Origin of the sequence: Arthrobacter sp. FW306-04-A, from assembly GCF_044358315.1 — a bacterium.
Lineage (GTDB): Bacteria > Actinomycetota > Actinomycetes > Actinomycetales > Micrococcaceae > Arthrobacter.
The window spans coordinates 3,153,466-3,167,171 of the sequence record NZ_CP084559.1 but is presented as its reverse complement, the minus strand read 5'-3'; the positions used below and the strand labels follow the sequence as shown (position 1 = coordinate 3,167,171).

Annotated in this window: 10 protein-coding genes; all 10 read left to right on the top strand. The window is 63.6% G+C overall.

Annotated features, from left to right (window positions below; all coding sequences use genetic code 11):
- The first annotated feature begins 106 nt into the window (after nucleotides 1–106).
- Nucleotides 107–952: a sugar phosphate isomerase/epimerase family protein gene (locus LFT43_RS14565; protein ID WP_395797910.1), complete on the top strand. Its 846-nt coding sequence runs from the start codon at nucleotides 107–109 to the stop codon at nucleotides 950–952.
- A 42-nt stretch (nucleotides 953–994) separates the two neighbouring features.
- Nucleotides 995–2,002: a Gfo/Idh/MocA family protein gene (locus LFT43_RS14560; protein ID WP_395797908.1), complete on the top strand. Its 1,008-nt coding sequence runs from the start codon at nucleotides 995–997 to the stop codon at nucleotides 2,000–2,002.
- A 41-nt stretch (nucleotides 2,003–2,043) separates the two neighbouring features.
- The gene (locus LFT43_RS14555) at nucleotides 2,044–2,904 is read left to right on the top strand and encodes a sugar phosphate isomerase/epimerase family protein (protein WP_395797906.1); all 861 of its coding nucleotides are present in this window, start codon (nucleotides 2,044–2,046) and stop codon (nucleotides 2,902–2,904) included.
- 68 nt (nucleotides 2,905–2,972) lie between these two features.
- Nucleotides 2,973–4,139, top strand: coding sequence for a Gfo/Idh/MocA family protein (locus tag LFT43_RS14550; RefSeq protein WP_395797904.1), 1,167 nt, complete (start codon nucleotides 2,973–2,975; stop codon nucleotides 4,137–4,139).
- Between the two features lie 106 nt (nucleotides 4,140–4,245).
- Nucleotides 4,246–5,292 carry a LacI family DNA-binding transcriptional regulator gene (locus LFT43_RS14545; RefSeq protein WP_395797902.1) on the top strand — a complete coding sequence of 349 codons (1,047 nt, stop codon included), beginning with the start codon at nucleotides 4,246–4,248 and terminating at the stop codon, nucleotides 5,290–5,292.
- 89 nt (nucleotides 5,293–5,381) lie between these two features.
- The gene (gene uxaC / locus LFT43_RS14540) at nucleotides 5,382–6,788 is read left to right on the top strand and encodes a glucuronate isomerase (RefSeq protein ID WP_395797900.1); all 1,407 of its coding nucleotides are present in this window, start codon (nucleotides 5,382–5,384) and stop codon (nucleotides 6,786–6,788) included.
- Between the two features lie 86 nt (nucleotides 6,789–6,874).
- The gene (locus LFT43_RS14535; RefSeq protein WP_395803106.1) at nucleotides 6,875–8,203 is read left to right on the top strand and encodes a mannitol dehydrogenase family protein; all 1,329 of its coding nucleotides are present in this window, start codon (nucleotides 6,875–6,877) and stop codon (nucleotides 8,201–8,203) included.
- Nucleotides 8,204–8,578: 375 nt separating this feature from the next.
- Nucleotides 8,579–10,000: a glucuronide transporter gene (gene uidB / locus LFT43_RS14530; RefSeq protein ID WP_395797898.1), complete on the top strand. Its 1,422-nt coding sequence runs from the start codon at nucleotides 8,579–8,581 to the stop codon at nucleotides 9,998–10,000.
- Nucleotides 10,001–10,119: 119 nt separating this feature from the next.
- Nucleotides 10,120–11,349, top strand: a complete 1,230-nt coding sequence (gene manD / locus LFT43_RS14525) for a D-mannonate dehydratase ManD (RefSeq protein ID WP_395797896.1) — start codon at nucleotides 10,120–10,122, stop codon at nucleotides 11,347–11,349.
- The gene (locus LFT43_RS14520) at nucleotides 11,339–13,684 is read left to right on the top strand and encodes a gluconokinase, GntK/IdnK-type (RefSeq protein WP_395797894.1); all 2,346 of its coding nucleotides are present in this window, start codon (nucleotides 11,339–11,341) and stop codon (nucleotides 13,682–13,684) included. Before manD ends, LFT43_RS14520 begins: the two co-directional genes overlap by 11 nt.
- The last annotated feature ends 22 nt before the right edge of the window (nucleotides 13,685–13,706 follow it).

Below are 13,706 nucleotides of genomic sequence, written 5' to 3'. Positions count from 1 at the left end.
TTGTCAAGTCGTGCCAGTCTGGCTAGACTCGGGGAAACGCATGCCTGTGAACAACGAATCAGCGCCGATTGCCGCCATGCGGGCGACGGATCCAAAGGAGATTTCCGTGACTGAAACCAATGCCGTGTGGAACCTGTCCGGTTTCGGCGACGAAGTAGACCCCGATCCCAACGTGCAGGCGGCTGTCCTGCTGGCCCTCGGAGCCAGCCACATCGAGGTGCGTAGCGCGTGGGGCACCAATGTTTCAGAACTCGAGCCGGAAGATGTTGAGCGGCTCAAGGCAATCCTGGACCAGAAGGCGCTGAAGGTTTCCGCGGTCGCGAGCCCCATCGGCAAGATTGATGTCAGCGTGCCTGTGGAACATGAGCTCGCCCGGCTACGCCGGATTATTTCGGTGGCCAAGGGCCTCGACGCCAAATACATCCGCATCTTCTCCTTCTACCGGGCTGATGGACAGAGCCCGGAAGACATCCGCGACTCAGTCATGGAACGCATGACCGCACTCACGAACGAGGCGGCAGCGTCCGGCGTCGTCCTCTTGCACGAAAACGAAAAGGGCATCTTCGGCGACACTCCGGAGCGCGTCCTGGACATCATGGAGACCGTCGATTCCCCCGCACTGCGCGTTGCGTGGGACAGCGCCAACTTTGTCCAGGTGGGCGTCAAGCCGTACACGGAGGGTTACGCCATGCTGCGCCCCTACCTTGAGTACTTCCAGGTCAAGGATGCAGTCGCCGGCACGGGTGAAGTGGTTCCTGCCGGTGAAGGCGACGGCGAGCTGGACGCCACCATCGCCGCGCTCACGGCCGACGGTTTTGCCGGCTTCGCTTCGCTGGAGCCGCATCTGGCCAGCACCCACGAACTGGGCGGATTCTCCGGGCCCGTCGCCTTCGGTTCTGCAGCTCGCGCATTTGCGGCACTCGCAGCCAAGAACGGTGTTGCCCTGGCCTAAGGCCGGTACGTTCAAAGGAACACATCTTTCGAGGGAGCAAGAATGCCTACAGCAGCAGTCATCGGTTGCGGTGATGTATCGAGCGTGCACTTCGGGGCGATCGCCAAGATGGACGACGTCGAACTCGTGGCAGTCTGCGACACCGATCCCGTGCGTCTGGAGGCGGCAAAAGCCGCGTACGGCGTTGAGGGGTACGCGAACCATCTGGAGATGCTCGAGGCGGTGAGGCCCGACGTCGTGCATATCTGCACTCCGCACCACCAGCATGCCCCGCTAGCGGTGGAATGCCTTGAGCGCGGCGTCAGCGTGATTCTCGAGAAGCCGCTGGCCCACACTCTCGAAGAGGGGCGCCGCCTGGTGGAGGCGGCCGAACGTAGCACGGCGAAGATCGCCGTATGTTTCCAGAACCGCTACAACGCGACGTCGCAAGCGATGCGGAGCATGCTCGACGACGGCGGGCTGGGCCAGGTTCTGGGCGCCTCTGCCACCGTGATGTGGCACCGGACGGCCGAGTACTACCGGGACCGGCCGTGGCGCGGCACCTGGGCTGAAGGAGGCGGCGGCCTCATGATGAACCAAGCCATCCACACAGTCGACCTGCTCCAGTGGCTGGTAGGTGACGTGACAAAGGTGGAAGGCCATGCGTCGACCCGGTCCCTGGGCGGTGTGATCGAGGTGGAGGACACGGCGGAATTCATCGCCGGGCACGCCAATGGTGCAACCAGCGTCTTCTACGCCACTTTGGCGAACGCCACCAATGCACCGGTGACGCTGGACATCGTGACCGAAAAGGCCACCCTTAGCCTTCGCGGCGACCTCAACGTCACCTACGCTGACGGCACTGTGGAAACCATCCCCGAACGCGCTTTGGAATCAGGTGGGCGCGCGTACTGGGGCGTATCCCACGAACTCCTGATCAAGGACTTCTACGCCAAGCTCGAGGATCCTGATCCGTTCTGGATCAGCCCGGCTGAAGCCGAAAAGTCGCTCAGGATCGTCAAGGACATCTATGCCCAGAGCTACCCGGAGATTTCCGGGCAGGTGCGCTAACTACATGGCCCAGGTGGGCCCGGAACACGACGGAGGACAAAGTGGCCAAAATTGGCGTACAGGCGATGATGCTGAAGGGCAGCTTCGCCGAAATCGGAGCTTTTGAAACGCTCCGCAAGGTAAGTGCGATCGGGTACAACGCCGTCGAGATTTCACAGATCCCGATGACACCCGAAAACGTTGCCGAGCTGGACCGCTCGCGCAGCGAACTGGGCATGGACATCGCTGCGCTTTCCGTCGCAATGGAGACGCCCAGAGGCGCGCCGGGTGACTCGCTCAAGGACCATTTCGACAAGATCGTCGACGACGCAAGGCGCTTGGACGCGAACCTCCTGCGGATCGGGATGATGCCGTTCCCCGCCATGAAGTCGATCAACGCCGTGGTGGACTTCGCGAAGCAGGCCAACGAACACGCCGAACGGCTTCGGGAACACGGCATCGGCCTGTATTACCACAACCACCACATTGAGTTCGCGAAGTTCGACGGCAAATACATGCTGGACATCATTGCCGAGAATTCCCCTGCCATGGGCCTGGAGATCGATGTGCACTGGGTACAGCGCGGCGGCCTGGACCCTGTCCGGACCCTGGCCAAGTACGCCGGACGCACTGCCATGGTGCACCTGAAGGACTACCGGATCGGCGAGTTGCCGGAATCGGCCTTCGGGCTCCTGGAAACGGGGGACCTCACGGGCTTCATGGCCGAGTTCAAGAAAGTGGTCCAATTCGCCGAAGTGGGCGAAGGCAACCTGGACTTCCCCTCGATCATCCCGACCGCCCAGGCCGCCGGCGCGGAGTACATGCTCGTCGAGCAGGACGAGCTGTACGGACGCACGGTCTGGGAAGCCTTGCAGACCTCCCACGACAACCTGGTTGCCATGGGCCACGCTGACCTTTTCTGAGGTCGCCCGCTAGGTGCCCCCGGGCCCATAAGACCCCCCACCCCCCCATCGAATATGGAGAATCATCCATGAGCACTAAAGTACGCCTTGGCATCATCGGCCTGGGCCAGCAGGGCGGCGCATACGCCAAGTTCATCACGGACGGAATGGTCCCGAACATGGTAATTGGCGCTATCTGCGACACCGATCCCGCAAAAAAGGAATTGGCGGCCACCCAGTATCCTGATGCACCGTTCTACGACGACTACATCGCCCTGCTTGAAAGCGGCGACGTCGATGCGATCGTCACATGCGTGCCTCACTTCCTGCACCCGGAAATGGGCATCGAATCGTTCAAACGCAATATCCACGCCCTAGTGGAGAAGCCTGCCGGTGTCTACACCAAGCAGGTCAAGGAGCTGAATGAATTCGCGGCCTCCAAGCCCGAGCTTTCCTTCGGCATCATGTTCAACCAGCGCAACAACCCGCTCTACAAAAAGCTCAAGGAGATCGTCGACAACGGCGAGATCGGCAGCATCCGCCGCACCAACTGGATCATCACCAACTGGTGGCGTCCGCAGGGCTACTACAACTCCAGCGAATGGCGCGCCACATGGGGCGGCGAAGGCGGCGGCGTCCTGGTCAACCAGGCACCCCACCAGCTTGACCTCTGGCAGTGGATCTGTGGCGTGCCGAAGTCCGTCTACTCCAAGGTGGCCTACGGCTTCCGCCGTGACATCGCAGTGGAGGACGAGGTCACCGCAGTAGTGGACTACGGCAATGGCGCCACCGGGGTGTTCGTCACCGCCACGCACGACCTCGTGGGAACCGACCGCTTCGAGATTCTGGGCGACCAGGGCAAGATCGTGGTGGAGAACAGCAAGACCGCTACAGTAACCAGGCTGGTCAAGCCCGAGCGCGAACTCAGCGACGGCATGGACATGGACGATGTCCGCAAGCTCTTCATGGGTGAGTTGAAGGCCGAGGACTACTACACCACGGAGGTCATCGAGTTCGAGTCAGTCTGGGGCGGACAGCACGCTGGCGTCTTGGAGAACTTCGCGGCCAACATCCTGGACGGTACTCCGCTGCTGGCCCCCGGCTCGGACGGGATCAAGGGCGTTCGTCTGGCGAATGCCATCCACCTGTCCAGTTGGACCGGCAGGGAGGTCTCCCTCGATTTTGACGAAGAGGAGTACATGCTTGAGCTCAACAAGCGCATCAGGGAAGAAGGTAAGTTCCCTGAGCGGTACTAATGAGGAGTGCGCTCGAAGTTAGCCGCGCGTTTGGGCAGGGCGGTCGCCAGCCGATTGATTGGCAACCGTCCTGCTTATTGTTGCCATGCACGATTACGATGGAGCCGTGACCCAAGCGACGAACCCCGGAGCAGCAAGTGTCCCAGCCAGGCGTGGACGCGGGGAGAAATCCTCACCGACCATCTACGACATCGCGAAGCTCGCGGGAGTCAACCCCTCCACGGTCTCCCGCGCGCTGAGCAAGCCGGGGCGGGTCAGTGCCAAGACCCAGAAGATCATCGAGGATGCTGCCGAGCAGCTGAACTACAGGGTGAATCCCTTCGCCCGGGCGCTTCCCACTGGCAGGACCCAAACGATCGGGCTGATCGTCGCGGACATTACCAACCCGACGTTCTTCGACATCATCCGCGGCGCGGAGACCACGGGATCCGCCCGGGATTACACAATGGTGTTGGCTGAATCCGCGGAGTCACCGGAAACAGAGCTCACCGCGGCCCGCCGGATGTTGAGCACCGTGGACGGCCTCATTCTGGCGAGCCCGCGCATGGACGATGAACAGATCCGTGCTTTGTCCTCGGAGAAGCCGGTGGCCGTTATCAACCGCGAAGTGGACGGCGTGCCCTGCGTGGTTCCGGACGTGAATAAAGGCATCAGCCAGGCTGTGCGGAGCCTTGCCGCGAATGGTCACGAGAAGCTCGCCTACGTTGCCGGCCCGCCGCAGTCTTGGATGTCCCGCCGCCGTTGGGAGGGTGTCCAGGCTGCCTGCGAGTGGTACAAGTTGGGGGCGGTCCGTTTGGAATCGTCCAAGCCAACTGTCGACGGCGGTCGCGAAGTAGCGCGCGACGTCCTGGCGAGCGGCGCGACGGCGGTCATCACTTATAACGATCTTCTCGCCATAGGCCTCATGCAGGAATTGCAGGCCGCTGGTATGCGCGTTCCCGACCAGATCAGCATTGTGGGCTTCGACGACATCTTCGGGGCGGACTTCACGACACCCGCGCTCACGACCGTCAGATCACCCTTGGGGGAGTGCGGGTCCCGCGCCGCGGCCCTGCTGCTGGACATGCTGCTTGGCCATGAGGGGCCCGGGGGAGTGGTGAGCGTGGATACAGAGCTCGTGGTGCGCGGCTCCAGCGGACGGCTGCTCGCCTAGTTACAAGCGATCCTCCAGGATGGTTGCAACGAGATGGCAAAAGATGGCAACCGGTTGACAGAATGTCTCCCCGGATCGAAAATTGACCTATGTCACAGTCGATCGCAGCCAACCCTGACCGCCTCCTACCTGCGGATCCCGGGACGCGCAGCATTGCGCGCTCCCTGCTGGAGCGCGTCCAGGACCTGCCCATCATCTCCCCGCACGGCCACGTTGACGCCGCCGTCATCGAGCACAACACCCCGTTCCCTGACCCGGCCGCGCTCCTGGTCAGCCCGGACCACTACGTCACCCGCTTGATCCACGCCAGCGGAGTCTCCATGGACAAACTGCTCGCGCAAGGCGCCAGCGGGTCCGAATCGCGGGACGTCTGGCGAACCTTTGTCCAGGCCTGGCCCCTCTTCGAGGGCACGGCCTCGGGCTACTGGCTTCGCACGCAGTTCGAAACCGTGTTCAAGCTCGGCGCGGATCTCGGCGACATGTCCGCCGATGCCAGCTACGACGCCATTGCCGCTAAGCTCGTGGAGCCCGACTTCCGTCCCCGCCAGCTCTTCAAGGACTTCAACATCGAGGTCCTGGCCACCACGGACGATCCCTTGGACAGCCTGGCCAGCCACAAGGGCATCGCCGAGGACCCCTCTTTCAATGGCCGCGTGCTGCCCACGTTCCGCCCGGATGCCTATCTGAACATCGCACACCCCACGTGGAGGGCCAACGTCGAGCGGCTTGTCGATTCCGCCGGAGACGGCGCCACTGGCTACGCCGGCTACATCAAGGGCCTGGAAAACCGTCGCCGCTACTTCGTGGACCATGGTGCGGTCTCCGCGGACCACGGCGTCCTCACCCCGGCAACGCTCAAGCTCGACCGTACAGACGCCGAGCGGATCTTCGAACTGGCCCGTGCCGGCAAGGCGACAGCCGAGGACCGCAACACCTTCGAGGCCCACATGATGTACCAGATGGCCCGGATGTCCGTGGAGGACGGCCTGGTCATGACGATCCACCCGGGTTCCTTCCGCAACCACCACCAGCCCACTTTTGATGCCTACGGTGCGGACACCGGCCACGACATCCCGTTCGCCACCAACTACACCGAGGCAATCCGGCCACTGCTTCAGGACTTCGGCACGGCCAAGGACTTCCACCTGGTGCTGTTCACGCTGGACGAGACCGTGTTCTCCCGCGAACTGGCGCCGCTGGCAGGGTTCTACCCGGCCGTGTACCTCGGAGCACCGTGGTGGTTCCTCGACGCCCCGGATGCCATGCTCCGCTTCCGATCCGCCGTCACCGAAACCACCGGTTTCTCGCGGTCCTCGGGCTTCATCGACGACACCCGCGCATTCTGCTCCATCCCGGCCCGGCACGACGCGTCCCGCCGGATCGAAGCCTCGTTCCTCGCTCGCCTCGTTGCCGAGCACCGGGTCAGCGAAGCCCGCGCCCACGAACTCATCGTCGACGTCGTCGACTCCTCACCCCGAAGGGTATTCAAGCTGTGACCACCGAACCCAAGCAGCCCGCGGACCTGCCCCGCTTGAGCCGTGCCGTCAGGCCCACCGAGAAAGCTCCCGTGCGCATTGTGCACATGGGACTGGGCGCATTCCACCGCTCGCACCAGGCGTGGTACACCCAGCACGCCAGCGACGCCGCGGAGTGGGGCATCGCCTCCTTCACAGGCCGCCGCCCGGACGCCGCACAGGTCCTGGCCGCCCAGGACGGCCTGTACACAGTGGTGGAACGATCGGATGCGGGCGACTCGTTCGAAGTCATCGGCAGCATCGTCGAAGCACTTGACGGCGCCGACGTCGAGCGTTTTGTCGAGCTTGTCGCAGCCCCGTTGAGTTCGGTCATCACGCTCACCATCACTGAGGCCGCCTACCGGCTTGGAGTCGACGGCAAGCTGGACAGCAAGGCGCCGGACGTCGTCGCGGACCTCGCTTCGCTCACTGAGGGTGCCGGCTCTGCTTCCGGCGAGCCGTCGACGCCATTGGGCCGCCTGGTGCTGGGCCTGGCCGCCCGCCGGGATGCCGACGCCGGTCCTCTCGCCGTCGTCTGCTGCGACAACCTTTCCAACAACGGGACCGTGGCCAGAAACGCCGTGGCGGGGATGGCCTTGGCGTTCGACGCCGGACTCGCCGCCTGGATCGACGCCAATGTCAGTTTTGTCAGCACTTCCGTTGACCGCATTACGCCGCGTACCACCGAGGCCGATATCGACGCCGTCGCTGCCGCCTGCGGATACCGCGACGAAGCGCCCGTGGTCGCCGAGCCCTTCCGCGACTGGGTCCTCAGCGGGGACTTCCCCGCCGGGCGCCCACGCTGGGAAGACGCTGGCGCCATTTTCGTGGACGAAATCGAGCCGTACGAGAACCGCAAGCTGTGGCTCCTCAACGGCGCCCACTCGCTCCTCGCCTATGCCGGCCAGCTGCGTGGCCACAAGACCGTGGCGGAAGCCCTCGCTGACGAGTCCTGCCGACGCGCGGTGGAAGACTTCTGGGACGAGGCCGCTGCCAACCTCCACGGCGACGAGTTGCGCATCCCCGAGTACCGGGCTGCCCTCCTGGAGCGCTTCGAGAACTCCCGGATCGCCCACCACCTGGCCCAGATAGCCATGGACGGCAGCACCAAACTGCGCATGCGAGCCGTACCGGTCCTCCGCGCCGAGCGTGCCGCCGGCCGAAGCGGCGAAGCGGCTGCGCGCATGATTGCGGCCTGGTCCGCCTACACCGCCTCGGCAACAGGACTTCAGGACCCGCGGGCGGCAGACATCGCCGCGGCCAACGCACTTGTGGGCCGTGCCCGGCTCGAGGCGCTGCTGGGCCTCGTGGATCCGGAATTGGCCGCCGACGCCGGGATCGTGGACCTCGTCGAAGGCTTGGCCGCAACCTTCGCAACTGCTGGCAACCTCAGCTAACCTGTCAGGCCCTTTCGACGGCGCCCGTTGCCTTCCACGTGAAGGTGGCGGGCGCCGTCGTTTAGGCCCGGATATGTGGTGAGCGTGCGTTTGGCAGGACCCACGCTCGCTCACTTTTGGCGGCCTTTTCGCCAACGCTCGCGCACTTCTTCTGAGCGAGCGCCCCAGAGCATATGGACCCAAGGTCGCGGCAATGACGATCTCGTCCTGAAGGGGAAAAATTCTATGGAAACATTTGGCAACCGCTTGCCTAAAGGTTGCCAGGATGAATAGAATTACATCAAGCTTCAACAATTTCAGGCCTGGTTCGACCGCAGGCCTTTCCATCATCGCAAGCCGGAACGTGGGGTACCGGCAAGGGTAAAGGAGCCCGCAATGAACAAGCTCAGCAAACTCAGCATCCTAGGCTATGGGGCTGGCGACGCCGCCAACAACCTTGCCTTCACCACCGCCACCATGTTCCTGCTCGTCTACTACACCGACGTCGCGGGCATATCTGCGGCGGCCGCCGGGACCCTGTTGCTTACCGTCAGGATCTTCGACGCTTTCGCCGATGTCTTTGCCGGACGATTGGTTGACCGCGCCTTCAGCAAGCGCTTCGGAAAATTCCGCCCGTTCATTATGTTCGGCTCCATCCCGCTGCTGCTCCTGAGTGTCGCAGCCTTCTCCGTGCCGCAGATCGGCGAAACGGGAATGTTGCTCTACGCCTACGTGACATACGCGGCCCTGGGCCTGGCCTACTCGCTGGTGAACATCCCGTACGGTTCGCTGGCCGGCGCGATGACCCAAGACCCGGGGGAGCGAGCCAAACTGGGCTCCGCCCGCATGGTCGGCGCCCTTTTGGTCAGTTCCGCGTTGGGCATCTTCGTAGCTCCGCTGATCAAACCCGGCGCCAACCTGCAGTCCACGTTCACCATCATCACTCTGGTATTCGTCGTGATCGGGGCAGTGCTGTACTTCTTCACGTTCCTGACCGCCAAGGAGCGGGTCCACCGCGCGGTACCCAAGGTTTCCTTCAAGCAAAGCATGGCGACGCTCAAGGGCAACCGTCCCCTGCTCATGCTGTGCTTGAGCTCCTTCCTCTTCCTGACCGGCTACATGGCACTATCTTCGGTTCAGCTGTACTACTTGCGCGACGTCCTCGGTCGGCTGGATCTCTACGCGGTCCTTTCCATCGTCCAACTGGTGGTGACCTTTGCCCTTGCTCCGCTTATGCCAAGGCTGGTCCGGAACTTCGGCAAGAAGACCATCTACGTGGCTGCTGGGTTCCTCGCCATCATCGGTGGCACAATCGTCTTCTTCGCTCCGGCCACCATGGTCTGGGTTGGGTTCTCCGGCCTGCTCTTGAGCATGCTTGGCGTTATGGCCGTCAACATCGTGGTGTGGGCCTTGGAGGCGGACACCGTGGAATACGGCGAATGGAAGACCGGTGTCCGGACTGAAGGCATCACCTACGCGCTGTTCTCCTTCACCCGCAAGACCGGCCAAGCCGTCGGCGGCGCCCTCGCCGCATACGCGCTCGCGGCGGGCGGCTACAAGTCCGGCGCCACGCACGGCGCCGAATCCCTGCAGGCTATCCAGTTTGCCGCAGGTGCGCTGCCCGCCGTCATGACAATCCTCGCAATCGTCGTCATGGCCAAGTACAAGCTGACCGACGCGTTCCATGCCCAGATCCTGGGCGAGATCAGGGCCCGTCGTTCCCTGGAAACGTCCGGCGCAGGGCCATTCGGCGGGGAGGGCGCCGCCGGGCGGGCCGCCGCGGAAACCGCTGGACCAGGAAAAGTCTCGACGAAATAATACTGCAACCGGTTGCCAGAAATTGTCATCCAACCTAAGATCATCAATACGCCGCCTGTGGTGCACGTCGCATCCGGGCCTAGGCCAGCCCTCGATCAGCAACCCTGAAAGGACCAGCTGTGAAAATCATTGCCGCTGAGGTCTTCGTGACCAGCCCTACCCGGAACTTCGTGACTTTGCGGATTACCACCGAGGACGGCGTGACCGGTATCGGCGACGCGACGCTGAACGGCCGTGAACTTGCCGTGGCCGCGTACCTGAAGGAACACGTGGCTCAGTTGCTGATCGGCAAGGACCCGCACCGGATCGAGGACACGTGGCAGTTCCTGTACCGGTCCTCGTACTGGCGCCGGGGCCCGGTCACCATGGCCGCGATCGCCGCCGTCGACATGGCCTTGTGGGACATCAAGGGCAAGGTGGCCGGGCTGCCGGTCTACCAGCTCCTGGGCGGCGCTTCCCGCAATGGGCTCCGCGCGTACGGCCACGCCTCGGGCGCGGACATCCCCTCCTTGTTCGACTCGGTCCGGGAGCACCTGGAGCTCGGTTACAAGTCGATCCGCATCCAGACCGCGATCCCGGGCATCAAGGCCGTCTACGGCGTGGCCGCGCAGGCGCAGGCCTCCGGGGAGCGGTACGACTACGAGCCCGCCGGCCGCGGTGCGTTCCCGCAGGAAGAGGACTGGGACACCCGGGCCTACCTGCGCCACCTGCCCACCGTCTTCGAAGCGGTGCGCAACGAATTCGGTCCGGAAATCCCGCTGCTGCACGATGGCCACCACCGCATGACCCCCATCCAGGCCGCCAAGCTCGGCAAGGACCTGGAACCGTACGATCTGTTCTGGCTCGAGGACTGCACCCCGGCCGAAAACCAGGAAGGGCTGCGCCTGGTGCGCCAGCACACCACCACCCCGCTGGCGATCGGTGAAATCTTCAACACTGTCTTTGACTTCCAGACGCTCATCAAGGAACAGCTGATTGACTATGTCCGGGCCGCGTCCACGCACTTCGGCGGGATCTCGCCGCTGAAGAAGGTCATGGACTTCGCCGCCCAGTACCAGATCAAGTCCGGTTTCCACGGCCCCACGGACATTTCACCGGTCGGCTTCGCGGCGCAGCTGCACGTGGGCCTGGCCATCCACAACTTTGGCATCCAGGAGTACATGCAGCACTCGGACAAGACCAACACGGTCTTCGAACAGTCCATGACCTTCACCGACGGCTACCTGCACCCGGGCGACAAGCCGGGCCTCGGCGTCGAATTCAACGAGGAAGCCGCCAATTCCTTCCCGTACCAGCAGGCCTACCTGCCCTACAACCGCCTCGTCGACGGCACCGTCCATGACTGGTAGGAACGCCGCCATGGCCGGTGATCCGGAGGCGGCGCCGGAAGCACCGCGCCGCATTGTGGTGATGGGCGTTTCCGGTTGCGGCAAGACGACCATCGGGGACCTTGTGGCCCGCGAGCTGGGGGTTCCGTTCCTCGACGGCGATTCGCTCCACCCCGTGGAGAACGTCGCCAAGATGGCTGCCGGAACCCCGCTGAGCGATGAAGACCGCTGGCCGTGGCTGGCGACGGTCGGCACCGAACTCGCCACCGCCGGAGACGGCGGACTGGTGCTTGCCTGCTCGGCCCTGCGTCGCAGCTACCGGGACGCCATCAGGGCAAAGGCGCCGGACACCGTCTTCCTGCACCTGCACGGCAGCAAAGAGGTGCTGAGGGAACGGACAGAAGGACGCACGGGCCACTTCATGCCACCCGCGCTGCTGGATTCCCAGCTCGCCACCCTGGAACCACTCGACGCCGACGAGGCTGGGATCGTCGTGGATATCGCCGCCCCCGTTAGCGAAGTGGTGGCTGAGGCGCTGGCCGGAATTGCCGCCGTCGCGCGTTCCGCGGCTCCGGCAACCACCGACGCCGGGGCCGTGGGCACCCAACCGCGGCAGTTCGACGTCGACCTTCAGGCGGCGCCGTTCAACCTCGATGACGACGCCGTTGCATGGGTGGAATCCACGATCGGCGGCATGAGCCTCGAGGAGAAGATCGGGCAGCTCTTCATCAACCACAACAACGATTACTCCCCGGAGTACCTCGACGGGGTGCTGGAGAACTATCACGTCGGCGGCATGCGGTACAGGCCAGGCCCCTCCGCCGCTGTGCAGCAACACATCCGCTACGCCCAGTCCAAAACGCGCATCCCGCTCCTGGTCGCCTCCAACCCCGAAATGGGGGGAGCCGGAAGCTGCGACGATGGAACTTTTGTGTCGACGCACCTGCAGGCCGGCTCGCACCCGGACAAGTCCATAGCCCGGAAAATGGGGCAGGTTGCCGGAGTGGAAACTGCGGCTCTGGGCTGCAACTGGGCCTTCGCACCGATCGTGGATATTCATTACAACTGGCGGAATACGGTCATCTCCACCAGGGCATTCGGGAACACACCGGAAATCGTGGTGGAGCGCGCCAAGGAGTACTTCGACGGAATCAGCGAATCGCCCACTGCCTGTGCCATTAAGCATTTCCCCGGCGACGGCGTGGACGAACGGGACCAGCACGTGGTTACTTCCTACAACACGCTCGGGTACGCGGACTGGAATGCCAGCTACGGGCACGTATACCGGGAAATGATTGGCCACGGAGTCCAATCGATCATGGTTGGACACATCGGAGCGCCCGAGCTCACGCGGCACTTCCGTCCAGGGACGGAGGACAAGGACATCCTGCCCGCCACCCTGGCCCCGGAACTTCTCCAGGACCTGCTCCGTGGTGAACTCGGCTTCAATGGCCTGGTCCTCACCGATGCCTCGCAGATGATCGGCCTGACCCAAGCGATGAAGCGCAAGGACCTGGTTCCGGCCACCATCGCGGCCGGCTGCGACATGTTCCTGTTCTTCCGCAACCCAGCGGAGGATTTCCAGTACATGATGGACGGCTACAAAACCGGAGTCATCACCGAGAAGCGCCTCCACGATGCGCTGCGCCGGATCCTGGCGTTGAAGGCCAGCCTGGGGTTGCACAAGAAGCTCCCGGAAGAATTGACGCCGCCGCCCGAGGCGCTCCGGGTGATCGGCAGCGAGGCCCATCTCGCCGTCGCCGCCGAGATCGCCGACAAGACCCTCACCCTGATCAAGGACACCGCCAGCAACCTGCCTATCACGCCGGAAACGCACAAGCGCATCCGCCTGTACGGCATCTCCGGCGGTTCCGATTTCACCCGGGCGGATCCGCTGGCCTACCTGGATACGGTCAAGGAGGAGCTGGAAAGCGCGGGCTTTGAAGTCCACGTGTTCAAGACGGCCGAGCAGCGTGAAGCTGCGGGGGAGTCCGGAGTGAACTTCATGAGCGTCATTTCTGACGAGGCCACCGGCGACTATGCGGACAAGTACGATGCCGCCTTCGTCTTCGCCAATGTCAAGGGATTCGCCCAGGAAGCTGCCATCCGCATCAAGTGGTCCAGCCCCATGGCGGCGGAAATCCCCTGGTACGTCACTGAGGTCCCCACGGTGTTCGTCTCCCTGAACCAACCGAACCACTTGATCGATGTGCCGATGGTCAAGACTGCCATCAACGCCCACGCAGGAACTCGCGAGGCCATTCGGGCCACCATCCAGAAAATCCAGGGCAAGTCCGAGTTCCAGGGAACGTTCAACGAGAACGTGTTCTGCGACTCGTTCGACACCCGGCTTTAGCCCAGACAGGCTCCGGGCCTGG